At 54.9% G+C, this 24601-nt stretch carries 22 protein-coding genes; 9 read left to right on the top strand and 13 right to left on the bottom strand.

Annotated elements, in window-relative coordinates; translation table 11 throughout:
• Positions 1-79 precede the first annotated feature (79 nt).
• Positions 80-322 (top strand): DUF3039 domain-containing protein, encoded by a 243-nt coding sequence (locus tag Q0X28_RS07565; protein WP_296237195.1) that lies wholly within the window; start codon positions 80-82, stop codon positions 320-322.
• 123 nt (positions 323-445) lie between these two features.
• Here Q0X28_RS07565 and Q0X28_RS07560 read toward each other — a convergent pair whose 3' ends face one another.
• Both Q0X28_RS07560 and ppgK read right to left on the bottom strand, forming a co-directional pair.
• On the bottom strand, positions 446-2242 hold the full coding sequence (locus Q0X28_RS07560) for an RNA polymerase sigma factor (protein WP_296237193.1): 1797 nt from the start codon (positions 2240-2242) through the stop codon (positions 446-448).
• A 228-nt stretch (positions 2243-2470) separates the two neighbouring features.
• On the bottom strand, positions 2471-3244 hold the full coding sequence (ppgK, locus tag Q0X28_RS07555; RefSeq protein ID WP_296237191.1) for a polyphosphate--glucose phosphotransferase: 774 nt from the start codon (positions 3242-3244) through the stop codon (positions 2471-2473).
• A gap of 279 nt (positions 3245-3523) precedes the next feature.
• Here ppgK and Q0X28_RS07550 point away from each other — a divergent pair, with 279 nt between their 5' ends.
• Positions 3524-4456 carry an inositol monophosphatase family protein gene (locus Q0X28_RS07550; protein ID WP_296237189.1) on the top strand — a complete coding sequence of 311 codons (933 nt, stop codon included), beginning with the start codon at positions 3524-3526 and terminating at the stop codon, positions 4454-4456.
• A 126-nt stretch (positions 4457-4582) separates the two neighbouring features.
• Here Q0X28_RS07550 and Q0X28_RS07545 read toward each other — a convergent pair whose 3' ends face one another.
• Genes Q0X28_RS07545 through Q0X28_RS07530 form a run of 4 tightly spaced genes read right to left on the bottom strand, consistent with a single transcriptional unit; the run spans position 4583 to position 9322 of the window.
• Positions 4583-6241, bottom strand: coding sequence for an NAD(P)-binding protein (locus Q0X28_RS07545; protein WP_296237187.1), 1659 nt, complete (start codon positions 6239-6241; stop codon positions 4583-4585).
• 3 nt (positions 6242-6244) lie between these two features.
• Complete coding sequence (locus Q0X28_RS07540; protein WP_296237186.1) at positions 6245-7459, bottom strand: thiamine pyrophosphate-dependent enzyme; 1215 nt, start codon at positions 7457-7459, stop codon at positions 6245-6247.
• A gap of 11 nt (positions 7460-7470) precedes the next feature.
• Positions 7471-8721, bottom strand: a complete 1251-nt coding sequence (locus Q0X28_RS07535) for a transketolase C-terminal domain-containing protein (RefSeq protein WP_296237184.1) — start codon at positions 8719-8721, stop codon at positions 7471-7473.
• 22 nt (positions 8722-8743) lie between these two features.
• Positions 8744-9322, bottom strand: a complete 579-nt coding sequence (locus Q0X28_RS07530) for a 2-oxoacid:acceptor oxidoreductase family protein (protein ID WP_296237182.1) — start codon at positions 9320-9322, stop codon at positions 8744-8746.
• Positions 9323-9954: 632 nt separating this feature from the next.
• Here Q0X28_RS07530 and Q0X28_RS07525 point away from each other — a divergent pair.
• From Q0X28_RS07525 to Q0X28_RS07515, 3 genes are all read left to right on the top strand, one after another.
• The gene (locus tag Q0X28_RS07525) at positions 9955-10260 is read left to right on the top strand and encodes a DUF4193 domain-containing protein (RefSeq protein ID WP_296237180.1); all 306 of its coding nucleotides are present in this window, start codon (positions 9955-9957) and stop codon (positions 10258-10260) included.
• Positions 10261-10483: 223 nt separating this feature from the next.
• Positions 10484-10960, top strand: coding sequence for a dUTP diphosphatase (gene dut, locus Q0X28_RS07520; RefSeq protein WP_296237177.1), 477 nt, complete (start codon positions 10484-10486; stop codon positions 10958-10960).
• A gap of 3 nt (positions 10961-10963) precedes the next feature.
• The gene (locus tag Q0X28_RS07515; protein ID WP_298577369.1) at positions 10964-11794 is read left to right on the top strand and encodes a DUF3710 domain-containing protein; all 831 of its coding nucleotides are present in this window, start codon (positions 10964-10966) and stop codon (positions 11792-11794) included.
• Here Q0X28_RS07515 and Q0X28_RS07510 read toward each other — a convergent pair.
• Positions 11774-12556: an alpha/beta fold hydrolase gene (locus Q0X28_RS07510; protein WP_296237174.1), complete on the bottom strand. Its 783-nt coding sequence runs from the start codon at positions 12554-12556 to the stop codon at positions 11774-11776. The two genes, Q0X28_RS07515 and Q0X28_RS07510, sit on opposite strands and share 21 nt — an antisense overlap.
• 416 nt (positions 12557-12972) lie before the next feature.
• On the opposite strand from Q0X28_RS07510, the gene Q0X28_RS07505 reads away from it, so the two are divergent.
• The gene (locus Q0X28_RS07505; RefSeq protein WP_298577367.1) at positions 12973-13731 is read left to right on the top strand and encodes a DUF3159 domain-containing protein; all 759 of its coding nucleotides are present in this window, start codon (positions 12973-12975) and stop codon (positions 13729-13731) included.
• On the opposite strand, the gene Q0X28_RS07500 is transcribed toward Q0X28_RS07505, so the two are convergent.
• Positions 13691-14437 carry a TrkA family potassium uptake protein gene (locus tag Q0X28_RS07500; RefSeq protein WP_296237168.1) on the bottom strand — a complete coding sequence of 249 codons (747 nt, stop codon included), beginning with the start codon at positions 14435-14437 and terminating at the stop codon, positions 13691-13693. The two genes, Q0X28_RS07505 and Q0X28_RS07500, sit on opposite strands and share 41 nt — an antisense overlap.
• Positions 14437-15105, bottom strand: coding sequence for a TrkA family potassium uptake protein (locus tag Q0X28_RS07495; RefSeq protein WP_296237167.1), 669 nt, complete (start codon positions 15103-15105; stop codon positions 14437-14439). The genes Q0X28_RS07500 and Q0X28_RS07495 overlap by 1 nt, the downstream gene beginning before the upstream one ends.
• A gap of 263 nt (positions 15106-15368) precedes the next feature.
• On the opposite strand from Q0X28_RS07495, the gene Q0X28_RS07490 reads away from it, so the two are divergent.
• The 3 genes from Q0X28_RS07490 to dxs are packed head-to-tail and all read left to right on the top strand — an operon-like array spanning position 15369 to position 20541.
• On the top strand, positions 15369-17285 hold the full coding sequence (locus Q0X28_RS07490) for an APC family permease (protein WP_296237165.1): 1917 nt from the start codon (positions 15369-15371) through the stop codon (positions 17283-17285).
• Entirely contained in the window at positions 17275-18615 is a 1341-nt protein-coding gene (locus Q0X28_RS07485; protein ID WP_296237164.1) for a class I SAM-dependent RNA methyltransferase, read from the top strand. Before Q0X28_RS07490 ends, Q0X28_RS07485 begins: the two co-directional genes overlap by 11 nt.
• Before the next feature lie 54 nt (positions 18616-18669).
• On the top strand, positions 18670-20541 hold the full coding sequence (gene dxs, locus Q0X28_RS07480) for a 1-deoxy-D-xylulose-5-phosphate synthase (protein WP_298577388.1): 1872 nt from the start codon (positions 18670-18672) through the stop codon (positions 20539-20541).
• 79 nt (positions 20542-20620) lie between these two features.
• On the opposite strand, the gene Q0X28_RS07475 is transcribed toward dxs, so the two are convergent.
• The 4 genes from Q0X28_RS07475 to Q0X28_RS07460 all read right to left on the bottom strand — a co-directional run bounded on the left by Q0X28_RS07475 (position 20621) and on the right by Q0X28_RS07460 (position 24421).
• Positions 20621-21874 (bottom strand): HRDC domain-containing protein, encoded by a 1254-nt coding sequence (locus Q0X28_RS07475; RefSeq protein WP_298577363.1) that lies wholly within the window; start codon positions 21872-21874, stop codon positions 20621-20623.
• A 7-nt stretch (positions 21875-21881) separates the two neighbouring features.
• On the bottom strand, positions 21882-22469 hold the full coding sequence (locus Q0X28_RS07470) for a DUF3000 domain-containing protein (protein ID WP_296237161.1): 588 nt from the start codon (positions 22467-22469) through the stop codon (positions 21882-21884).
• Positions 22470-22546: 77 nt separating this feature from the next.
• Entirely contained in the window at positions 22547-23773 is a 1227-nt protein-coding gene (locus Q0X28_RS07465) for a glycosyltransferase family 87 protein (RefSeq protein WP_296237159.1), read from the bottom strand.
• Positions 23774-23848: 75 nt separating this feature from the next.
• A complete protein-coding gene (locus tag Q0X28_RS07460; RefSeq protein WP_296237158.1) occupies positions 23849-24421 on the bottom strand; it encodes a GNAT family N-acetyltransferase in 573 nt (190 codons plus the stop codon).
• Positions 24422-24601: the final 180 nt, after the last annotated feature.

The raw sequence follows: 24601 nt of genomic DNA, 5'->3' as shown, positions 1-24601 counted from the left end.
GGCACAGACTTTTGTCCTGTTTGGAAGTGGGGTGTGACCAGAGTGGAAGGCCGTAAGAAAAAAGAGCACAATAGCAGATGTGAGTACTGCTACTGATGTTCTAGAACGTCCAGATGTTGATCTGGAAGAGAAAACAACTGATGAAGCCCCTCAGTATTTTCACTATGTTAAGAAAGACAAGATCGTGGAGAGTGCGATCACTGGGACTCATGTGGTTGCTCTGTGTGGAGAAGTGTTTCCGGTAACCAAGACTCCTAAACCCAACTCTCCGATATGCCCTGAATGCCAGCGTATTTACGACACGCTGCGGAATTCCCGTTAGCGCTCCCACCCGCTGCTTATACGACCTAAGAAAAGAGACCAGCCCGGGGCTGGTCTCTTTTCTTAGCGCTCTGAAGAATCTGTCTGATGGAAGCCGGATAGACTGTGTGTGCCTTCGAACGGCCTAGTCGAGATAATCTCGCAGAACCTGCGACCGTGAGGGATGGCGTAGTTTCGACATGGTCTTCGACTCAATCTGGCGGATACGTTCACGGGTGACACCGTAGACCTGGCCAATCTCATCCAGCGTACGGGGCTGTCCATCCGTGAGACCGAAGCGAAGACGAACCACTCCGGCTTCACGCTCAGAAAGGGTGTCCAGGACGTCCTGCAGCTGGTCTTGGAGAAGTGTGAACGACACTGCGTCAACGGCGACAACAGCCTCAGAGTCCTCAATGAAATCACCGAGCTGTGAATCGCCTTCGTCACCAATGGTCTGGTCGAGAGAAATAGGCTCACGAGCGTACTGCTGGATCTCCAAAACCTTTTCAGGGGTGATGTCCATTTCCTTTGCAAGCTCTTCAGGAGTGGGCTCGCGGCCTAGATCCTGTAGCAGCTCACGTTGGATACGACCAAGTTTGTTAATGACCTCCACCATATGGACCGGGATACGAATAGTACGAGCCTGGTCTGCCATGGCACGGGTGATGGCCTGACGAATCCACCAAGTAGCGTAGGTGGAGAACTTATAGCCCTTGGCATAGTCGAATTTCTCAACGGCTCGGATAAGACCCAGGTTTCCTTCCTGAATAAGGTCGAGGAAGGCCATACCGCGGCCTGTGTAACGTTTCGCTAGCGAGACCACCAAACGGAGGTTCGCTTCGAGAAGATGGTTCTTAGCTTTGTTACCATCCCGGATAACCAGCTTCAGATCTCGCCGTTGTGACGGAGGAACTTTTTCCCCCTGCGCTTCCAGCTGCTTGAGATACCAGTCCGCGTACAAGCCAGCTTCAATACGCTTAGCGAGGTCAACCTCTTCTTCCGCATTGAGCAGAGCGACTTTACCTATTTGCTTGAGGTATGCGCGGACTGAGTCCGCAGAAGCAGTTAATTCAGCGTCTTTACGTGCTTGTTTAAGAGCTGCAGACTCTTCCTCATCCCAGACAAAGTCCTTCGACGTAGGCTTCTTTTTCTTTGCTGCAGCACGCCCGGTTGAGGTCTTGGACAGTACTCGAGAAGCAGGAGAATTGTCGACGGTGGGTGTTTCTTCCTCGTCTTCATCATCCTCTTCACCCTCAATGACGACATCGTTGACGTCATCGTCATCGTCGTCATCATCTTCGAGAGGGTCGAGGTCATCGTCCAGATTCAGATCGTCATCGGTCAGATCATCGTTATCAAGATCATCATCGTTGAGGTCCTCGTCCATATCTGCGTCTAGATCTGCATCCAGATCTAGATCATCGTTGTCAAGTTGATCCTCATCGTTCTGTGGAGTGTCCTCGACCTTGAGCTCCTCCTCGGCTGCTTTTTTGGTGCGCCGAGTCGAGTTCTTCTTAGCGCCACGAGTCGATACAGTCTTGGTACTTGCGCGCTTCCGCGCGGTCTTCTTCGCTACGGTCGTATCCTCGCCTGCAGCCGAGCTCTCCGCGGCAGATGCAGAGGAACGACGTCGCGAGGTGGTCTTCTTTGCCGTCGCAGTGTCACCGTCAGCAGCTTTCTTAGTGGCAGCCGTTTTGCGTCGTGTGGTCGTATTCTTCGCGGCTGTATTGTTCTTGGCAGTAGCAGCTTTAGTGGTGCGACGATCGCTCGATTTCTTCGCAGGAACAGTGCTTTCTGCGGTGTTGTCTAGCGCCGTAGCGTCTCTGTTTGTAGATGCAGCAGAGGACGATGACCGGCGGCGTGTACTGGAGTTTCCGGTCGTCGTCTTTTTTCCCGGAGTAGTGGAGGCGGAAGTAGATGCGCTCTTAGAGGCTGCCACAAAAAACCTTTCGAGACTATGCGAGCATAAAGTCGGTTGTTGGTCCCATCGCGTTATCAGAAGTACCTAGGGTACGCGACTAAACGAGGAGAACATGCCTTGTCATTGTACCGACTAGCTGACAATATTGCCGAACCCTCAGCCTGCGGGTGCCACGCGCTGTGCCAGATTCAATAGGAAAACGGCCAGCGCATTGACGCTGGCCGTTTTCTCCCTGAACTGATGTGGTTAGGGACAGATACCGTTAGCGGCAGCATAGGAGGCACCGACGATACCGGCATGGTTGCGCAGAGCTGCGGGTACAATAGGCGTACGAATATCGAGGTTGGGCATCCACTTAGCGTGCTTACGAGAGATACCACCACCTGCGATAATCAGGTCAGGCCAGAAGAATTTTTCCATACTGCGGATCATGTCATTGACACGTGCTGTCCATTCCGTCCAGGTGAGGTCTTCACGCTCACGTACGGCGGCAGAGGCATACACCTCCGCGTCCCCGTCGCCCAATTCGAAGTGGCCAAACTCAGTGTTGGGGATAAGAATGCCGTTGTACAGAACAGCTGATCCGATGCCTGTGCCGAAAGTCAAAAGGACGACCAAGCCCTGTGCGCCTTTAGCTGCACCGTAATGGAGCTCGGCAATGCCGGCGGCATCAGCGTCATTGACGACGGTCACCTCTTGCCCGGGCAGATGGCGGGTGAACAGGTCCTTGATGTCCGTATCAATCCACGATTTATCGATGTTAGCGGCTGTTTTTGCAGTCTGTTGCTGGATGACGGAGGGGAGGGTCACGCCAACAGGACCCTCCCAGCTAAAGCGGTGGGTAATCTCAGTGACGACGTCTGCAACTGCATCCGGGGTGGCAGGTTGGGGGGTAGCTATACGAATGCGTTCGCCGATGAGTTGTCCGGTGTTGAGATCAACGAGTGCACCCTTGATGCCGCTACCGCCGACGTCGACGCCGAAGCCGCGCAGTTGCGGTTGGAGACCGTTTTCCGCCATGGTGTTCCTTTGAGATGGAGAAGCCTGTGAGGTGTGGTGCGTTATCAGTATCTTAAGCGTCTCACAATGACCGATGAATGCGCTAGACGTTACTGAATCGCTCCAGATAAGATTACGAGATGTAAACCTCGTTCTGCCAACTTTGTTGCCAGACGTAGCATAGAAGCATAGGACTGACGAGAGGGAAGAGGGTTCTTGTCCTTCTTTTTGAAGAAAGCGACTATTTCTTTACTCGTTTACCACCCCCCGCACAGACAACGTGTCAGAAAGATGTGAGCCATGGCTGATCCTGCCGTCACCGCGCTTGAACACATTACCCCTGCTGAACTTCGCGATCTGGCTGTTACTATGGCAGCTAAAGCTGCGCAGCTTGTCGCGCAACGCCGTGCTGAGTTGCTCACTGAGGATACGACCGATAACGCCTCTGCCCTGGGCCAACAGCTCAAGACCACAGAGTGCGACCCCGTTACAATCGTCGATCAAGAAAATGAAAAAGCTCTTCGTGAGTTCCTCACCCGGGTACGTCCGCATGACTCTATCTTGGGTGAAGAAGGTGGGGGAGAGGTCCTCACTGGTGACGAGAACGCGGTCACCTGGGTCCTCGATCCCATCGACGGCACCGTGAACTTCCTGTATGGAATTCCCGCGTACTCGGTGTCCATTGCTGCCGCGATAAATGGCAAAGTTGTGGCCGGCGCTGTCGCGAACATTGTTGCCAGTGAGATTTTCTCTGCCCATCGTGGTGGGGGAGCAAGTGTTATCAGCATAGAGCAGGCGCAAGCCGATCCCTCCAGCGCCCGTACAGCTCCTCGCCTTCACTGCAATGAACCAGAGAGCTTAGGGGTTACCCTTTTGGGCACGGGCTTTTCTTACACGTCCTCAAAACGAGCATTGCAAGGTGCTTTGTTTTCGCAGGTCATTTCACACGTTCGTGATATTCGAAGGCTAGGATCGGCAGCCCTCGATCTGTGCTTTGTCGCGTCAGGACGTCTTGACGCATACTACGAGCACGGACTGCACCCGTGGGATCGTGCCGCTGGTGGCATTATTGCGCAGGAGGCTGGAGCTGTGACGGTCATTCCCGACCCCGCGGAAATCGGTCATATGGGAACGTTGAACTATGCAGTTGCTCCTTCCGTCGCGCAGGAATTCGTGACCATGATGGAAGCAGCGGGTGGTTTGCAGCCGATGCCTTTGCTCAAAAAGCAGTAGCGAGTCCGCGTATTACCACGGTGCCAATCGGCACCGGCCGTTAACGGCACGGGTTTATACAGGAAGAGGGGTGTTCCTCCATTCGGAGGAACACCCCTCTTCTAAGCCACGTGAGCTAAGACATCATTAGGCTTGCTCAGGGACCAAGTCGATTGCACCACAGGGGCACTCTTCGACGCAGATGCCGCAGCCCTTGCAGTAGTCATACTTGAACTCGTATTCACCAGGCTTGATTTTGGTGATGGCGTTATCGGGACAGACGCCGAAGCAGTTGTCGCAGCCGAAGCAGTTGCCGCATGACATACAGCGACGAGCTTCGAACAATGCAGAGCTTTCGTCCAAGCCCAGCACAACTTCATCGAAGGTGGACGCGCGGCGAGCCCCTTCCAGCTTTTCGCGAACCTGTACAGGCGCATCAGCGTAGTACCAGGTGGACAGCCTGTCGAAGGACGCATCAGCGTGCTTCGGGGCTGGATGGTACTCAGTGTCGCGAAGGAAGGCGTCGATATAGCGCGCCGCCTTCTTTCCGTGGCCGATCGCAACGGTAACGGTGCGCTCCGACGGGACCATGTCACCACCAGCGAAGATACCGCGGTGGCCAGTCATCATTTGGTCGCTTACCTGCACAACACCATTGCTGATCTCGATCTCGTCATCGTTTTCAATGAGGGAAAGGTCCGCATCCTGGCCCAGTGCCATGATGAGAGAGTCGCCCTGCAGCGTCTCGTATTCACCAGTCGGCTGGGGGAAGCCATTCTCGTCGAGTTCCATTTTCTCGATCTGGATCTCGCCCTGATCGACGTGTTTCACTGTCGACAGCCAACGCATAAGTACGCCCTCTTCCTCAGCTTCTTTGACCTCGGAGTCGTGGGCGGGCATCTGGTCACGAGTACGGCGGTAGAGAATAACGGATTCCGAAGCACCCAAGCGACGGGCAGTACGGGCAACGTCGACAGCGGTATTGCCGCCGCCGTAGACGTACACGCGCCGTCCCAGCAATGGCTTTTCCTCGGCGTCGGAATCGGTTACATCACGGAGCACTGACACTGCGTCGACCATAGTGGCAGCAGAACCAGCTGGGATATTGACGTTCTTACCAATCTGCGCACCGACTGCGAGGAAGATGGCGTCGAAATGCTCAATTTCTTCCGCCACATTCTCCACCTTGGTGTTAAGCTCGATCGTCACACCCATGTTCTGGATGCGCTCAATCTCAGCACGTAGGATGCCGCGCGGCAAGCGGTAGGAGGGGATACCGAAACGCATCATTCCGCCAGCTTCGGGGCCGGCATCACGAATGGTAACGGTGTGGCCGGCACGTCGCAGGTGGTAAGCGGCGGAGAGACCGGATGGACCAGCACCGACGACCAGAACCTTCTTGCCGGTCTCTTCCTGCAACAGCGGAACAGTCCAGCCTTCAGAGATTGCCTTGTCGCCGAGGAAGCGTTCAATGGCGTTAATGCCAACAGCCTCATCAACCTGTCCACGGTTGCATGCCGTCTCACAAGGGTGGTAGCACACGCGACCCATTGTGGCGGGCAGCGGGTTGTTCACCATAATCTCGCGCCAAGCGGCTTCGTAATCGCCTTCTTCTGCGTGGTACAGCCATTCCTGCACGTTCTCACCGGCAGGGCAAGCCTTATTGCACGGGGGCAGGTTGTGAACGTAGACGGGACGCTCAGTGCGCCAGGAGCCCGTTTCGTTTGCCAGTGAGGAACCAACCTCCAGCGTAATGGCAAACGGTTCAGAGGTGGGGGCAGCACCTTTAGATTCAGGGGCAGTCATGTCCTACTTCTCCTTATGTCCGCTCTTGGATTCGAGAATGTGCTGCTTGTGCTGTTGGGCTTCTTTATCAGCCTGGGTGGTTTCGGCAGCATCTCGAACAGTGCGAGCAAAACGACCCTCGGGATCATCACCTACCGACATCACACGCTCGAGCACGTCATCATCGAGGCCTTCGGCGTCAATGAGTCCATACCGGCGGATGTTGCGGTCAGCAATAGCCTGCAAACGGGCCAGGGTTTCCGTGTCCTTGTTCTTAAAGATATGTGCAAAGCGACGCTGTGGACGGAGGTATTCCTCCACCGGCACCGGCCGCCGAATCTTCATAACAGAAGTGATTTCGCCTGCTTCTGCTTCGTAGACCGGGAACAAGCCAGTCTGGGTGGCAAGGCGAGCCAGCTTAACGGTGTCGCGAGATGCCGATCCCCAGCCCAGCGGGCAAGGCACCAGGATGTGGATGTAGCGCGCTCCGCGGTATTGCATTGCCTTCGTGACCTTGTACTCGAGATCACGAAGGTCTGCGACGGTAGCTGTAGCAACGTAAGGGATCTCGTGAGCCATGGCGATACGAGCCATGTCTTTGCCCTGGCCGAACTCGTTACCAGGATGCTCACCAACCGGCTGAGTGGTAGCGGTGCGGGCGGTAGCCGGGGTGGAGCCAGAACGCTGCACGCCGGTGTTCATGTAGGCCTCGTTGTCATAGCACAGGTAGAGGACGTCATCGTTACGCTCGAACATACCGGACAGACAGCCCATACCGATGTCGACCGTACCGCCGTCACCACCTTGAGCAATCACACGAATGTCCTGCTTGTTCTGGGCGCGGAGGCCAGCAGCGGCGCCAGCTGCGACAGCAGGAGCATTGCCGAATAGTGAGTGGAGCCAGGGAAGCGTCCAGGACGTTTCCGGATAAGGAGTCGAGAACACTTCCAGGCAGCCCGTGGCATTAACCGCAATGAGATTGCCATCGGTTGCCGCTCTCGCGGTGTCAACAGCGTATCGAGCGCCGAGGGCCTCACCACAGCCTTGGCAGGCACGGTGCCCGGAGGTCAACGAGTTATAGCGATCAGGGTCGGACTGAACGGAGCGCAGCTGTTCTTCTGCCAGTCGGTTACCTACAGCATAGGAACCTACCTGGTAGAACTTGACCTTCTCGCGAGCGGGAATGGAGGTCTCACGAGTAGACGGCATGCTGGGGAGCGGAAGGCTTACTTCACTCATTGCACTACCTCCTAGTTATTTCGGGCGTCAGCCGCTTGGTTGGCACGGGTGTTTACGTCGCGCAGCATATTTTCAGCCATGGGGCCAGAGCGGCGGACAGCTTCCTCACGCTCAAGCTCGGCATCCACAAGAGTGCGGTCGAGATCGAGGAAGGTGAGGGGTTCAAGCGTGTTGGCATTGGCAGAATCAAGCATTTCATGGATGGAATGCTTGGTGATGTTACGACCACCTAAACCGGCAATGACTTCGTAAAGCTTGGGCTGGAGATCTGGGTCGATGACACGCAACGAGTCGAGAATGTGGGACGAAACTATACCGCCGATACCGACCTGGAAGGCCTTTTCAAAGCTGATGATCGTCTTCGCATCCTTCAGAATGTTGCCAACAGTCTCGAAGGGGAAGGGGCGGAAGGAACAGATTGACAGGACACCAATCTTTTCGCCCTTCTCACGACGCTCGTCAACAACGTCCTTCAACGTGCCGACGATGGAGCCGAGTGCGACGATGATCGTATCTGCGTCCTCGCAGTGGTAGGTATGGACAAGTCCGCCCGAGGAGCGTCCGAAGACCGTTTCGAATTCCTTTTGAACCTGTGGAATCAGCTCTAGAGCTTGCTTCTGCTTGTGGTGAGCAAGGTAGCGGACCTCAGTGAAGGCTTCGGGACCCACCATTGCGCCGATGGACATCGGATTCTCCGGATCGAGTACCTGGCGCGGCTCGTAGGGAGGTAGGAACTTTGCAACCTGTTCCTCTTCCGGAACGTCAACCTGCTCGACGGCGTGCGTAAGGATAAAGCCGTCCATACATACCATTACTGGCAGCGATAGTTCTTCAGCGATACGGAACGCCTGTACATGGAGGTCAGCGGCCTCCTGGTTGGTTTCCGCGTAGAGCTGGAGCCACCCGGAATCACGCTGACTCATCGCGTCAGTATGGTCGTTCCAGATGTTGATCGGAGCGCCAATAGCACGGTTAGCAACCGTCATGACGATGGGGAGGCCCAAACCGGAGGCGTTGTACACGGCCTCGACCATGAACAGAAGACCTTGGGATGCCGTTGCAGTGTAGGCACGGGCGCCCACTGCGGATGCGCCAATAGAGGCAGACATAGCTGCGTACTCAGACTCGACGTTGAGGTATTCGCACCCGGTAAGGTGGCCATCTTTAACCAGCTTAGAAAGCGCCTCCACGATGTGGGTCTGCGGGCTGATGGGGTAAGCAGCGACAACATTCGGTTTGCAGGCGGCAACAGCTTGAGCCATCGCCTGAGATCCTTCAATTTGCTTAAGCACTGGCATTCACCTCTTCATTAGAGAGAAGTTCCGCAGCGGCCTGGGCTGCTGCAATATTCTTTTCAGCAAGAGGGGTGGGGAACTTCGAACGGATGGCTTTCTCGACTGCTTCCATAGAAACAATGTCGGTGAAAGCCGTAACGGCGCCTAGTAGGACGGCGTTAGGGACGTTGCGACCAACGTATTGGAAAGCCAGGTCTGTAGCAGGAATGACATGGATGTGTCCCGGCAGGTGGCTTTCGACGAGTTCAGTGAGATCAAGCTCGTCAATCGACTTCGTTGAGTTAATGAGGGCATATCCATCAGGTTTGAGACCTGAGAACACGTCCATGATTGCCAGGAGCGTTGGGTCCTGGACAATGATCAAATCCGGTTCTAGCACGGGTTCGCGAGTGCGGATTTCCGTGTCACGGATTCGACAGTATGACACCACTGGGGCGCCAGTGCGTTCGGAGCCAAAGCTCGGGAACGCTTGTGCGCTGTGGCCATCTTCAAATGCAGCAAATGCGAGGAGGTCGGATGCAGTGACTACACCCTGTCCGCCTCGTCCATGAATTCGTACCTCGACCATAACTAAGACTATACGGCCGAGGTGCCCTAAATTACCTGTTCGGAATTGGCGTTTATCGGTTAATTGACGTGGCTACTTTGCCTAATTGGCGTGAGTTTTCAGGATTTTGCAAAAATGGAATAATTCTCTCAGATTTGGAGGGTGGGAAAGTGCAGGTAGATCGATTCCGCACAGGCTTTTAGCAGGCACTTTCCGTAATACGGAACTATATTTCCATGCAAAAAATTATTTTAAGAATTTCCATTTTTGAGCTATTTAAAGGTAAGGCTAGCCTAAATTGTCACGCTAATCAAGTGGATTTACGAAAGAAAAACAAGCGCATCTCGTCACCGTCGTTAGAGCCAGCGGCCACATACACCCCGCAGGAGGCCAAGAGCACAGTGAGCTACGGCAATGAATGGCGGTTCTTGGGAAGCATGGGCCGCCCACTTTTCATTCGTAGAGAAAATTGCAGTTCAGCAGCTTGAACCAAATGGCGAGAATCTCTGCAAGAGAAAGATGTCGAGAAATCCCCTTGTTCGCTAGCATTGGTCGATATCTTTCTGTAGTATGCCGTTGTCGAATCGCACCCGCGATTTGTGTGCATAGGCACCGTCTCGTCTCTCATTGTGACGATTAAGGATTGAGCAATTATGGCGACTGACTACGACGCACCGCGTAATAACGATGCCGAGGGTCTTGAAAGTAGTTCTCTGGAAGAACTGCAGGCAGGACGGGGAGAAAGCCAAGCTGGCTCCGCGGAGATTGACGAGGTCGATACTGCTGAGTCGTACGAGCTGCCTGGTGCTGATCTGTCTGATGAAGAACTCACCGTACGAGTCGTCCCAAAACAAAAGGATGAATTCACCTGCGGTGTCTGCTTCCTCGTACAGCACATTAGCCGGCTTGCTTATGTCGAAGAGGACGGTACCATGGTGTGCCAAGACTGTGCAGGATAGCGAAACGTTTCCTCGCACAGCAGACTGGCATTTCGTTCTATCGCTCCATTCTCCCAAAAAGCCACGTAGAGAGTTCTTTACGTGGCTTTTGTCGTATTTCTTTCGAATGTGAGAAACATTAGTTTCCGTCATATAGCCACCAAAATGCGAGGTTATCCCGGTGGTAGGGAAACTCTTTGAGACCCCTCCCGCGCGAGTGTCAATCGCCGGTACACTCGACACTATGTCCGAACTCACATCTGACTCTTGCATCGTTGACATTGTCCGCCTCGACCCCAAGCTCCCCGTCCCTGTGCGTGCGCACGCCGGTGACGCTGGTGTCGACCTGTACTCCGCCGAAACCGTAGTGCTCGAACCCGGTCAGCGTGAACTGGTACGCACCGGTATCGCGATTGAATTGCCTTTTGGCACTGTGGGTCTCATTAATCCCCGGTCTGGTCTAGCAGCCCACAACGGCCTTTCGATCGTGAACGCCCCCGGTACCATCGACGCCGGTTACCGCGGTGAGATCAAGGTCTGTCTCATTAATCTCGATCCCCATAACTCGATTCGCATTAAGCGTGGCGACCGTATAGCCCAGATGCTTGTCCAGCGCGTGGAAATGTTTACCTTTAACGAAGTTGACTCACTCGATGATTCTGACCGTGGAGAGGGCGGCTACGGTTCCACCGGCGGTCATTCAACGCTGGAAGAAAGCTAACGAATGTTTGGCATCGGAAAGAAGAAAAAGAAGGCTACAGCCAAACCGACTCCTCAGACCGAGGATGCTAGCTCTGTAAAAGAAGCAGCGTCCCCGGAGGAATCTGGAAATAGCGCTACCCACCCCGTGTCGCCCTCTGACCACCATAAGGCACGGGTAGACCATGGAGTGGGGCCATTCGATGAGTCGGATGGTGGCTTGACCGAACTTCTTGACCCTAACGAAGAAGGTGCGGGGATCGCCGACTTCGGTGCTTATGCCTTTGTAGCACCTGTGGACGCACAGCTGCAGATTGAAACGTCTGCTGACGGGAGTCTTGCTGTGCATATCCTAGTAGGTAGCGGTCATATCACGATGGACGCATACTCAGCACCGAAGTCTGGCGGGCAGTGGCGTATGGTCGCTTCCGAGCTGGCAGATGGTCTGCGGGCACAAGGCGCCAAAGTATCTATCCAAGATGGTCCCTGGGGACGTGAGGTGGTAGGGGCTGCACCGAACTCAGTAATTCGCTTCATCGGTGCCGATGGACCACGCTGGATGCTTCGAACGGTGGTCGTCAGCAATGCTGCAGATGCTGAGCAATCTGCAGAAATTGCACGAACAGTGTTTGCTCATACGGTGGTCCGTCGGGGTATGAACGCGATGCCTGCTCGTACCCCCATTCCTTTGGTACTACCCACGGAGATTCTCGAGCAAGTCCAAGCAGAACAGCTTCGACAGCAGGAAGCTGCAAAGGTAGCGGCAGAACAAGCGCGTCGGCGTATGTCGGCAGATCGTGGCGAAGCACTCCAACAATTTGACGGTCCCGAGTCCTTAAGAAAGCAGCTCAGATAGCAGAGCAAGGCTAGCTCGGCTGAAGATAGCAACATCCTTCTCGATATCTGACAAACAAATATGGGCGGTTGCGCTGTTGTGCAGTGCGGCCGCCCATTCTTGTCCTACGCTCGCTGGATGGAGAGGATCGTCGTCAACACATACCACCCCCACCGGCATCCTGATGCGGGTGAACTCTGCAAGGCTAAGGGAGGGTGTTACCGCTGCCTCTCGCATAAGCACCGCTAGCTCGTCACTATATCGTTCCCAGCAAGGATCCTGGAGAGCAGATAGCCAATGGGGAGAGGATGCGACCATTGTTGCCCGTACTTTGGCAATCCCTAGCTCGTCAAGCGCAGCTGCTGTTGCGGCAGCAGACAGTGCTGCTGGTGCGGTGTGAAACCCCTCTCCAGTCCACGGTGCCATAAGCGCTACTACCGCTGTCAGTGGTGATGAACCAGCGGCGAGCGCATTTTCCCGGCGGGATTCGTGTAACGCAATGCGGCATGCAGCAATTGCTCCAATAGACACGCCGACAATGACAACCCGTTCACCCGTTTGGAGGGCTTCCTCGAGAACGCCATTGACATCACCAAGAAATCCTTCCAGTAAATGACCCGGTCGAGGATCGACGGCCACCAGTCGGGCGGATAACTCTGCAGCTAACAGGGAGAAGGCTCGGCGCGAAAACTGAGCGTCAAACCCCGTCCCCGGCAGGGCGATAACACACAGGGGCGGCCGTAACTCGGGTAGTGCGGGGGGAGTGAGGAGAGACCGGACCATATGGTCAGTGTACTGTCCGGGAGATCAAGGCTCCGGGAAGCTGGGCGGTGGTGAAGCGATGAGGATTTTTCTTAGCAGGAACGCTAGACTTGCAACGTCTTATACAGGTAGCCCCCGCCTTCGAGGTACGTTGTTATGAATGTCCTGCATAACCGCATTACCCCTATTGAGGAGTGTCGGCTCGGTGACAAAGTGACTATCACTGGGACAATTAGCATGGTGACAGTCAGTGCTCCTCACGCACCCTGTGGCGTAGAAGCACATCTTTATGATGACTCAGGAGTTATTGAGCTTCATTGGATGGGGCGTCACACCATTCCCGGTATAGACACCGGACGGCATGTTCAAGTCGAGGGACGTGTCGCACTGCATGGGCGAGATTTGGCTATCTACAATCCACGCTACGAATTGCTGTCATGACTGCACTAGAGCCCACTGATCCCCACCCCGCTGACGACTACACCTCACTCCCTTCAGCTGGGATAGAGGGTGATCCTCACACCGAGGACCCTGTCCAGGCGGAAATCGAAGAAACCTTGCTCGAGCGTATGGGAGGCTGGCAGGGCTTGGTCTACTCGACTTTGCCTGTCCTCATCTTTGTCCCCGTCAATGCATGGAAAGGGCTACAGCCCGCGATCTGGGTAGCGCTCGCAGTAGCACTTGTAGTCTTCTGCGCCAGACTGTTTCGCAAAGAGAAACTGACTCCGGCGGTATCTGGATTCTTCACCGTGGCGCTATGTGCATTCATCGCCTATCGAATGGGTAATGCAAAAGGATATTTCGTCTGGGGAATTTGGGTATCGGCGGCCTATGCCATTCTCTCCATCATTTCGATGATCGCCCGCTGGCCCATCGTTGGTGTTTTGTGGAACGCATTGAACGGGCTCGGTCAGGATTGGCGTGCAGATAAGAATCGCCGTCGCTGGTACGACCTTGCCACGCTTGCATGGGCACTTGTATTCGCAGCACGATTTGTTGTTCAGCAATGGCTTTATGCGGAGGATGCGGCTACCGCCCTAGGAGTCACTCGTATCGTCATGGGATGGCCGCTGACAATTCTGGCTGTTGTTGTCTCCGTATGGGCGATACGAAAAACGACCGTGGCAGAATCGGCGCCAGTGGTTGAGACGGTAACTAGTGAAGAAGATTCGACTCACTCGAGTCCAGCGGAGTAGTACCGGCGTTTGTGGCTGCCTCGTAGGTGTCATTGACAGCTTTGGGACTGTTCTGGCACACGAGTGCGGCGAGCTCTTCTTGCGCCGAACGATTCGCAACGAAGAGGAGCTCATCACCGGGTTCGAGGGCATCATCCGGCCTCGGCACAATGACGTTGTTATCGCGCACAATAGCAACTAAAACCCCATCACGAGGGAAATGGAACCGCCCAACTTTCTTCCCCGCCAAGTGTGTACGGCTGGGGAGACGAATTCCTAAAAGGTCCACGTCTCCCCTGCGGAGCGGCATAAGCCGTACCAGCTCACCGACATTAATCACCTGCTCTACGACAGACGCCAGTAGTTGCGGCGTAGACACCATTTCATCCACCCCCCACGACTCATCAAACAGCCACTCGTTGCGAGCGTCATTAACACGGGCAACTACCCGAGGAACCCCAAATTCCGTTTTCGCTAGCAAGCTCAAAACGAGGTTAGCTTTGTCATCTCCAGTGGCAGCGACGACGACATCAAACTTCTCCAGCCGGAGCTCCTCCAGCGCACGAACCTCACAAACATCCATGTGAACCCAGCGGGCGTCTGGAATGAGTTGAGGCCGTAATCTGGCCTCATCCGGCTCGAGTATAAACACGGAATGCCCACTTTTGACGAGTTCATGAGCAATGGAGATACCGACACCACTTGCTCCGGCGATTGCGATTCGCATTAGACTTCCACCTCCTGTGGCGCGATTCTGCCAATTGCGACCGCGCGCTGCTCTTTCTCGCTCAGTACTGATAGCCACACATGGTCTTCAGCTTGAATGCGTGTCCGTGATGTGGGGATAGCGGCCCGTCCCGCTCTCACAATGAATGCACAGCGACCTCCAGTAGCTTTTTCCAATTCACTGAGCGGTTTGCCCACCCAATCGACATGAAGAACCAGTTCCACGACAGAAATCTGTCCGGATGGATCGGAGAGTGTGCTGCCCACACCCTCCCCAGTGATCATGTGGAGCAAACGGTCCGCTGCCCAAGGCACAGTCGCGATGGTGGGAATGCCCAAACGTTCGTAGATTTCGGCTCGGCGCCCGTCGTAGATGCGAGCAATCACCCGGTCCACATTGAACTCTTCACGAGCTACCCGAGCAGCAATAATGTTGGTGTTGTCACCGCTCGATACCGCCGCGAAAGCGTCCGCTTCAGTAATTCCCGCCTCGGTGAGAACATTCCGGTCGAATCCCTGTCCCAGTACACGTTTACCGTGAAAATCATTACCTAGTTTGGCAAGAGCTTCACTCTTGACATCGATAACGCTGACATTGTGGCCGAGAGCTTCCATTCTTGCTGCGAGCGAGCGACCCACACGGCCACAGCCCATAATCACCACGAACACAGTGCTCTCCTCTGGATGATCGCTGGGGATTCACCCCGCTTGGTAGCTTCTAACCTATATTCTAAAGTTGAGAAACTGCTTAGCCAGCGGATCGCTACATGAACTCTGGATAGGCTCGAGTACTGAAATCTGTTGATGGGAAACTCATGATGAATCTGTCACGCCGCGCAAAAGGGTTGCTTTTGGGCTCCCGAATTCGTAGCGATGAGTCTCATCAGATTCTCCTTCCCAATCAGCTCGCGGCGTCTCTATTTACTGCGAACATGCTGAGTTCTGTCGCGTACGTCCCCCAGTTTGTTCTCATGGTGTTGGCAGTTGCGGGTGCTTCCGCCATCACGTGGGGGCTAGGTGTTGGATTGGCCATCGCGTTCCTCCTTCTCCTCGTGGTAGGTGCGCAGCAGACCATTATCCGCATCTACCCAGGTGGGGGAGGCGACTACCAGGTCGTCAAACACAACTTGGGCTACCGGACTGCAGCTAGCGTAGCAGCTGGGTTTATGGTCGATTACGTCCTCACCGTGGCGTTGTGTTTGAGCATGATGGTGCATATGTTTGCCGGTATTACACCGGGTGTTATGCCTTACACCCCCCTCATCGCGGCAGGCATCCTGGTTATTCTTCTCTGGGTCAGTATGCGTGGTTATGCCAATTCCGCCTGGGCGACCCTCTTACCCACCGGCTTCTTCATTCTCGTCCTCATTGTCCTGCTGGTGGGTGGAGCAGTCCGAGCTGCCATGGGTAACTCCATTGTGGCAGTGTCCGGCACCTATGGTCTGACACCTTCGGCGAGTTTCGCAGGCGGGGTCTCTAACGCACCTGCTGAAGCTGTGCTTATGTTGCTAGCAGGCGGGATAGCAATTGGTGCCACAGCACTTTCCGGTGTTGAAAGCGTCAACAACGGGATGGAGATTCTCAACAAGCCACAGAACCGAAATGCCTCGCGAATTTTGGCTCTCTCTGCTTCGACTACCTTTGGACTCCTGGTGGGAGTGGTGGTACTTTCCTGGGCTAGCCAAGTCTCCTTTGTTAGTGACCCACTTCGTCAACTTCCGGGCTCGCCTGCCGGTTATGTGCAACAACCCCTGCTTGTACAGCTCGCCTCCGCGGTGTTCCCGGACTACCCCTTCATGGAATGGGTAGTTATGCTGGCGTCAGCGCTGGTTCTTATGGTCGCTGCCCTTGCGGTATTCATCAGTTTCCCCTCACTAACGATGCACGTTGCAAAGGATGGCTTCCTACCGCAGTTCCTTTCCTACCGAGGTCGCCGTCTCACGCACAACGGGGGTATTTTCTCTCTCGCTATTCTGGTGGTATTGGCGCTTGCGCTCACTAATGGGCAACCACGGCGCCTGCTCGAGCTTTACGCATTAGGGTCCCTTTGGGCCTTTCTTGTCGCCCAGATTGCGATGGTTAAACATTGGATACGTCACCTGCGAGCGGCACGCACCCCCCGCAAAATTGCGCGTGCTCGAAGCGGTATGGCACTGGCACTTATTACTGCTCTTCTGCTCGCAACGGTCCTCTTGCTCTCGGTGATCTTTAAGTTCATCCGAGGTGGATGGGCCTCGATCCTCGCTATCGTTATCATTACCTTCGTCCTCCTCTCCTTCGGTCGGCACTACGCAAAAGTAAAGAAGCGTCTCGCTGATGCGCGTTGGCAGGGGATGGCGCCATCCCGAACTCATGCACTCGTCATCGTCTTTGGCCTACACCTTCCAACTCGTCGAGCTTTGGCTTACGCGCGTGCTGCCCGGCCAGATGCTGTGGAAGCTATCACCGTCAATATTGATGATGCGAAGACCAGAAAGCTCGTCGAAGCGTGGACAAAGTCCGAAATGGATATTCCTCTGAAAGTTTTAGAGGCCCCTTATCGGACAATTCTCGGCCCAGTAGTTCGCTACATTCGTCGAATTCGGGCACACAATCCTCGCGACGTGGTGAACGTCTATATTCCACAGTTGGTGGTAAAACACTGGTGGGAGTCTATTGCCCATAACGAAGTAACGAACCTCATGCTAAAGAGGTTGGTGCGTGAGCCGGGCGTATCTGTTACCGTCGTTCCATTCCTCCTCGACGAGAATCACTTCGATATGGAGGCGGTAGGCGCCGCAGCCGACGCCCGCGAGGACGTCATTGTGGTTACCCCAGAAACCCCCGAAGGAGATGAAGGTGAGCGCTAGACCGCAAGACGGGCCAGCCGTCTCCGCTCCTGGGGTTGGTTCACGCATCCGCGTAACCTGTGCAGGCCCTGCACACGGTGGTGAAATGGTGGCTCGTTATGAAGGGCGAGTCATTTTCGTCTCGGGAGCACTCCCCGGCGAGGACGTCACCATCGAGATCACCCAGAACAAGAAGTCCTTTTCGCGCGGACATGTGATCGATATCCATGCGGCTCATCCAGAACGCGGCGAACATGTGTGTCCTGCGGCTACCGCGGGTGCAGGTTGCTGTAGCTGGGACTCCGCAGCGATTAGTCTCCAACGGGAGATGAAAGCTCAAATCGTCGAGGACCTCCTCCACGGATTGGGTGCGGTAGAGGACATCCCATGGAGGGGAAATGTTAGCGTGCTGTCGGACAACGTCACGCGCACTGCTACGCAGTGGCGAGTACGACAACGGTTGAGTATCACCAGCGGGGGAGACGTTGGTGTACGAGCAGCGCATTCACATCAGGTCATTTCGCAGCAATGCTCACAGGTGGTTCCACTCTTATCCGGTTCTCCCGATGAATGGGGAATTGCTGATGACGTCGTCTCACTTGCGGGGACAAACTCGGAACTCGTGCTGGCCGCAGATTCGTATGGAGAACGGCACATCATTGCTCTAACACGTTACGAGGATCGTTATCAGGCATCTCGCCGCGCACGTGCAACTTCTCGGCGTGCACGGATTCAGCAGGTGCACCAGCGACGGGTGCTGGCGGGATCGGGAATCGCTCGTCAACGCGTTCTAGGGAGAGAGTGGCACCTACCTGCAGAGGCTTTCTGGCAAGCCCACCGTGGCGCCGCCACTACGTACGCCGAGCTAATTCGTGACCGTGCGGACCTTGATACCGGTGAGGTTGCGTGGGATCTCTATGGCGGATGCGGAGTATTTGCTCATGCACTCTCTCTCGCTACATCCCAGCCTGGTCCGATCGTGTCGGTGGATGTTGCTGGGCCCGCTGTAGCAGCAGGAAATGCCACTTTCGACTCGGATGGACCAGAAGTTTTGATGGTAGAGAGCTCTGTCGGACGGTGGCTGAAGGGAGACATTGCTTCTCACTACCAGACGCCCGCTACCGTGGTGCTCGACCCTCCCCGTGCGGGGGCAGGTAAAGACGTGATTTCTGCCGTTGCACTGCATGCACCGCGCACAGTCCTCCATTTTGGCTGTGATGCAGCGGCCTTTGCTCGAGACATAAAACTCTGGGGGGAAAACGGTTACACCTTATCTGAACTGCAGGTTTTTGATGGATTCCCGAATACCCCGCACATGGAGTGTTTCGCCCTGTTAAGGCGTCTACTCTAGACTGTATGAGTCCCACCCGGACGAGTTCATCCGAAGGAGGTGCCACCTGTGTCTATTCTGGAGCACATCAATGAACCCGCTGATCTTACCGGGTTAAGTTATCCAGAGATGAAGGAGTTAGCGGCGGAGATCCGTCAATTCCTCATCAATAATGTGTCGCATACTGGTGGTCACCTGGGTCCGAACCTCGGTGTGGTCGAATTGACGCTGGCAGTTCACCGTGTTTTTAAGTCGCCGCAAGATGCCATCATTTTCGACACAGGACACCAAAGCTACGTCCATAAAATGCTCACCGGGCGACGCGACTACTTTGATACATTGCGTCAGGCAGGTGGACTTTCCGGGTACCCAAGCCGCGCTGAAAGCCCACATGACTGGGTGGAATCGTCGCATGCCTCAGCATCATTGTCGTACGCCGATGGTCTAGCAAAATCCTTCGCGATCGACGGCATAACCCGCCGCAATATTGTTGTGGTGGTCGGAGATGGAGCGCTTACAGGCGGCATGACGTGGGAAGCGCTCAACAATATCGCCGAGCACAAGCACACATCACTCACCATTGTGGTCAATGACAATGGTCGTTCCTATGCGCCTACCATAGGTGGCCTCGCTGAGCGCCTCACTCGTCTGCGGACCGAAAACGCATACGAGTGGGCCATGGATCAAACGAAGAAAGAATTGCAAAAGCGAGGAAAGCTGGGGCAGTTCATCTATTCTTTGCTGCATGGTTTTAAGACCGGCATCAAAGACACTGTTGTTCCCGAGCCTCTCTATAGCGACCTAGGACTCAAGTACATCGGTCCTGTTGATGGCCATGATCAGCGGTCCATGGAGATGGCCCTTGAACGTGCCCGAGATTTTGATGGGCCGGTCATTGTCCATGCGGTGACGCGTAAGGGCGAAGGCTACGCATTTGCCGAACACGACATGCGGGATCACATGCACACCACGGACGCAATCGATCCTGTGACAGGTGTCTGCCTGGTTCCCCGTAAGCCCGGTTGGACAGCAGTGTTTGCCCGTGAAATGCTCCGCATTGGAGCTGAGCACCCCGAGGTCGTAGCTATTACTGCCGCAATGGCAGAGCCTGTTGGATTAGCTCCGTTCCGCGACAAGTATCCGGAACGTTTTTTCGACGTCGGTATCGCTGAGCAACATGCTATTACCTCCGCAAGTGGACTCGCCCTCGGTGGGAAACACCCAGTAGTGGCGCTGTACTCCACCTTCCTGAACCGCGCATTCGACCAGCTCTTGATGGATGTAGCGCTCATTAAGCAGCCCGTCACAGTGGTGCTTGACCGTTCGGGTGTAACGGGACCCGATGGCGCAAGCCATGATGGAATGTGGGACCTTTCGCTGATGAGCATCATTCCCTCGATGCGCGTAGCCGCACCGCGCGACCCACAACGTCTTCGTGAGGAAATTGCGGAAGCAATTGAGACTAAAGACGGACCGACGGTCGTAAGATACCCCAAGGGGATCGTCACTGATGACTTCAATGCGCTTGAACGTACCGACGATGGTGTCGATATTCTCTGCAAATATGGTGACGACATTCTCATTGTGGGAGTGGGAACCTTCGCCCGGCGAGCTGTTGCAGCAGCCCACAAGCTAGCGGAACAAGGTATCCAGGCAACGGTTGTGGACCCTCGTTGGATACTCCCCATACCGGCCTCCATTCTTGCGCAGGCCTGTCAATACCAAATGGTTGTTGTCTACGAGGACAATGGCATTAATGGCGGCATTGGGTCTGTTTTGGGCAATGCTCTGCGTATGCATGAATGCGATGTCCCGCTCCGCCAGATTGCCCTCCCACAAGAGTTTCTTCCCGTGGGAACGCGCAAGACGTTGCTTGAAGAACGTGGACTTGATGCAGAGAGCGCCGCTGAGCGTATGCAGGACTGGTTCCGTCACCTCACTAGCTAGCGGAGTGGTGCGGAGGAGAAAGCGAGTGCGCGAATTCTGCCAGTAGCGACTCCGCCACGGAAGTTTTACTTAGCAAGGGTTACTGCAGGGGAAAGTGCAGCGCCTCAGACAACGGCACCGCTATCTGGCTTATCTGCCAGGGACGAGCCCGTGAGGAGCGTAGGCTTTCTGTCACGCTTGGTGGAGGGGTTGGCTCAGTGAGAGACCAACTGAGGGTTCGTAATGCCTCCCCAGCAACTAGATCCTGTGCATCAATGGCGAGCTGCTGGGCAATCTCATCAGTGACAGCACGGCATCGCGTGAGATTCTCGGCAGCCGCTGGATTGAGCCGTTTCCATTGGCTTTGATGGGGAATGCTGTGGCCAGCATGTAGTCGAAAAGCAGGAAGTTTCTCCTCGGGAACCGCTAGCGCACCGTTAATAGCTCCCAGCCAGCGAGACCGCTGACGTGTTCGCTGAGTTCCTTTTACGCGTTTGAGTTCCGCTTCAGTCGTTGGTTTCTGCTCCGCAAGGGCAATGATGAGACGATCCGGAAGAAGCCGACCGGGAGCGATATCTTTCTGGAGGGCCAATTTATCGCGGGATATCCATAACTGGCGAACGATCTCCATTTCGCGTCTGTTCTTCAAGATGTGAATTCGAGATGTGCTGCGCCACGGATCCTGTTTTGGTGCAGGATCAGGTTTACACCGCTCAAATTCACACTCTTGGCGTATCCACTCATCTCTGCCTCGGTCGTGTGCCTCCGCATAGAGTGCATCCCAAAGCTCGATGAGATACTCAACATCAAGAGCTGCGTAGTTAAGCCACGACTCTGGTAGTGGACGACGAGACCAGTTCTCTGCACTATGGCTCTTACTGAGATGTAGTCCCAATACCTCTTCCGTCAAGTGCCCGAGATTACACTTCTGGTATCCCAGAAGACGTCCCGCCACTAAAGTGTCGGCGAGTTGAGGTGGTTTGAGCCCCAGCTGGCGGAGACAGGGGAGATCCTGGTCAGCAGCATGAAGAAGCCAGGGGAGAGGGTTGATGACGGCTGCCAATGGAGCAAGGTCCGTTACTGGATCTGCACAATGTGTTGGGTCGATAAGAAAACTACCTGCCCCGTTACGTCGTAGTTGGATGAGCTGCGCTCGCTGGGAGTACGTAAAACCGCTTGCTCGTTCGGTATCCAAAGCGAGGATGCCGGAGCCTGCTGCGAGAGTAGCCGCAGCGTCGGAGATTTCTGCAGGCGTGGAAAGTAAAGGCGGTAGCCCATCACGAGGAGTAGTGACAGAAACAGCTGGTGCCCGATCGATGTTCGGGGATGGCGGTGTGGGAGATTGCTCTGACACGGTAGTGTTAACGGCGCTCGGAAAGGTCTGTAACCCCTACGGGAGGCAGCCCAGCAACAAAGGCAAGAGTCTCTGCGACCGCTTCTACGTGGGCAGCTATGTCAGTGTTCTCTGCTGTCCATGAGGCGCGCATTTCCAGTTGATAAGCGCGTGGAGGTCCGGAGATATCGCCGTAGCGGACGGAGTGTGTAGAGGTTACGGTACCGCCGAGCATAGAGAATTTCACATCGCGCTCATGCAGACCATCAACAAGCCAGCTCCATGCGACTTCTGTGAGCATCGGGTCTTCAGCGACTGCTGCATCCATGTCTGCTTGGATATAAGTGACAATCCGCATTGTCCCATTCCAAGCGTCTTGCCCGCTGGGATCACACAGTATAATAAATCGGCCGTAAGCATCGCCTTCGCTTTGCTCAGGAACGATCAGTTCTTCTGGATGGGCAACCTCTAACCCGATGGCGTAGCTCAGCGGCGCAAGACGCTGCGGTGGACGGATCGGTCCCACTTCAATCTCGCGGCGCAACTGGGCGTGTTTGAGGGAGTCAATCGCTTCATCGAAAGCGGCAGACTCGATGCTGGATTCTTCGCTGATCACGGTTATTACGCTAAAACACTGGCGGGAGAATCCCAGCTGACGCGCCGAGTCTGAGTGAGTTTAGGCGGGAGTTTGCCTTAGAACAGGGCGGCGCGCCCCATCGGATAGTCAGGATCGTGCGTTTTCTGTGCTGCCAGATAGCGCCATAGCCCGACAATAAAGATGATGATGAGCAGCAGCAGCCAACCGATCGTTGCACGGCTGTATTCAATCCAGCGACCGTAGATATACCAGCGGGTGGAGTACCAACTGGACCCCTCCAACACCAGATATATCCCCACCCATGCTGGCCAGTTTCGGAGGAAGCTCGCTTTGCTAACGATCGTCATGACCATTGGGATTAGCATGATGGAGTAGTAGCGTTGGCCAAGCGCACCTCCCAAAAATGCAATGAGTAGTGCAGTTCCGGCGGTGGTGGCCAGCCATAGGCGAAGGTCGATGTTGCGGTAAGGCTGAAGCAGAATAATTGCTGCCAAACCAAGAAGAATGACGACACAGCGGACAATCCACACGAGAGGTTCGGGGGCACCCCAATAGGCGAGCCAACCCCCAATGGCGTTGTTGTAGTAGTCTCGCACCTCTCCCAAATAGCCGAATGTCCGCGTCCAATATGCGGCCGGATCAGCGGATAGGACCCACCCAATTCCATTGAGAATAATGGGGATGAGGAGAGCTGCTATAAAAGGCTGCCATCGTTTCAGAAGCAGCGGGAGGAGAAGTAGTGGTGCCAGCATCGGTTTAATGGCCAAGGAAAGTCCAAGAGGTACCCCTGCCCACATGTTTTTGTTCCGCAGTAGCAAGTAGAGGAATCCAACCTCGCACAGATAAACCGCGCCGTTGATGTTACTGAATACCAGCGTATTTGTTACGCTTTCGGAGAGAAAACTGAAAAAGAGTACCAAGGGGAGAGCGCAACCATGCAGACTGTAGTCAAACATTTTGACCAGCAGCATAGATGCCAGCACAATACAGACCGCGTTAAAGCCAATGAAGAGCCAGCGGCTCAGAGTTTCACTACCGATGAGACCAAAAGGGCTCAACAACAAGCTCCCTGAGGGAGCGTAGAGGTAATGAGGGTTGGTAAAGCTGTAATTGTCCGTGTAGACAGGCTGCCCGGCGAGGAACTTTGTTACCGCCGTGTACACCGGCGCAAAATCATTGGTGACATAGCCGTTGACCGCTTGGATGAAGACTTTGTGCACCATGACCAGCACCGTCAGCGGCCAGAACACTACGGTCAACACCCTATTAAGGGAGTCTTTGTCCCATTCCGTAGCGGCTGAGAGGGATGCAGGTAATGCCATTCCTTATCCTTGCAGTGAGATGGTGGTGGATGGTGTATTACTGGACGCTGTCGTATAGCAGTGTAGTGCTAGCTATTAGGCAAGCGGTGCAGCTACGAGGAGTTTCTCCAGGACAACGTCATCGTTTTGGGTGGTCCCAACGTAGTAAGTGCGCGACCCAACGATCTCAAAACTCTGTTTCTCATAAAACCGAAGAGCGCGCTTGTTCTCAGAATTAGTTCCTAGCCAGAGACTTGAGTAGCCACAGTTAAAAGCTTGTTCAACAGCATGGTCCATGAGGGCACGGGAAATCCCTGAACCGTGATACTCCGCGCGGACGTAGAGTTTGTCGACGCCAAGAGAGGGTCGAACGCGAAGCTTTTCATAGGCCGCGGGATCCATTTCTGCCCCTGCTATTAAGAGCAGATACCCCAGCAACTGTCCGGATTGGGTATCTTCTGCGACCGCAAGGTAGTGCGCAAAGTTGGTGAGATGATTGCGGAGGCGCTCCTCATTGAACTGGTAGTCACAATGCTTGGCGATATCTTCCGCAGTGATGGAGCTCGGGCAGGCCATCGGGAATGTCTCGCAGGCAAGTTTTCGCAAAGCGGGAACGTCAGTATCATACGCTGGGCGAATACGGAAAGAAGCAGGGGGAAGTTCAGTCATAGATCTAGTGTAAAGGACATCGCGATGTTGTCTTTGGCAGGTAGCGGTCAGATTGAGCACCGCATGAGTATTAGGGTCGATGGAGCAAAATAGTAATATGGCGGCCATCCGGCCGCCATATTAACTGGTGCGCGATACTGGGATCGAACCAGTGACCTCTTCCGTGTCAGGGAAGCGCTC

This window comes from uncultured Lawsonella sp., from assembly GCF_947252745.1.
In the GTDB taxonomy this organism is placed as follows: Bacteria; Actinomycetota; Actinomycetes; order Mycobacteriales; family Mycobacteriaceae; genus Lawsonella.
The sequence above is the reverse complement of the archived record's forward strand: the minus strand, read 5'-3'. Positions and strand labels throughout refer to the sequence as shown.

Bases quoted from the DNA above. Each gene is read 5' to 3' on its own strand.
- ppgK (WP_296237191.1), bottom strand. From the start codon at position 3,244: ATGGCGGAAAACGGTCTCCAACCGCAACTGCGCGGCTTCGGCGTCGAC.
- Q0X28_RS07550 (WP_296237189.1), top strand. From the start codon at position 3,524: ATGGCTGATCCTGCCGTCACCGCGCTTGAACACATTACCCCTGCTGAA.
- Q0X28_RS07545 (WP_296237187.1), bottom strand. From the start codon at position 6,241: ATGACTGCCCCTGAATCTAAAGGTGCTGCCCCCACCTCTGAACCGTTT.
- Q0X28_RS07540 (WP_296237186.1), bottom strand. From the start codon at position 7,459: ATGAGTGAAGTAAGCCTTCCGCTCCCCAGCATGCCGTCTACTCGTGAG.
- Q0X28_RS07535 (WP_296237184.1), bottom strand. From the start codon at position 8,721: ATGGCTCAAGCTGTTGCCGCCTGCAAACCGAATGTTGTCGCTGCTTAC.
- Q0X28_RS07530 (WP_296237182.1), bottom strand. From the start codon at position 9,322: ATGGTCGAGGTACGAATTCATGGACGAGGCGGACAGGGTGTAGTCACT.
- Q0X28_RS07525 (WP_296237180.1), top strand. From the start codon at position 9,955: ATGGCGACTGACTACGACGCACCGCGTAATAACGATGCCGAGGGTCTT.
- dut (WP_296237177.1), top strand. From the start codon at position 10,484: ATGTCCGAACTCACATCTGACTCTTGCATCGTTGACATTGTCCGCCTC.
- Q0X28_RS07515 (WP_298577369.1), top strand. From the start codon at position 10,964: ATGTTTGGCATCGGAAAGAAGAAAAAGAAGGCTACAGCCAAACCGACT.
- Q0X28_RS07510 (WP_296237174.1), bottom strand. From the start codon at position 12,556: ATGGTCCGGTCTCTCCTCACTCCCCCCGCACTACCCGAGTTACGGCCG.
- Q0X28_RS07505 (WP_298577367.1), top strand. From the start codon at position 12,973: ATGACTGCACTAGAGCCCACTGATCCCCACCCCGCTGACGACTACACC.
- Q0X28_RS07500 (WP_296237168.1), bottom strand. From the start codon at position 14,437: ATGCGAATCGCAATCGCCGGAGCAAGTGGTGTCGGTATCTCCATTGCT.
- Q0X28_RS07490 (WP_296237165.1), top strand. From the start codon at position 15,369: ATGCTGAGTTCTGTCGCGTACGTCCCCCAGTTTGTTCTCATGGTGTTG.
- Q0X28_RS07465 (WP_296237159.1), bottom strand. From the start codon at position 23,773: ATGGCATTACCTGCATCCCTCTCAGCCGCTACGGAATGGGACAAAGAC.
- Q0X28_RS07460 (WP_296237158.1), bottom strand. From the start codon at position 24,421: ATGACTGAACTTCCCCCTGCTTCTTTCCGTATTCGCCCAGCGTATGAT.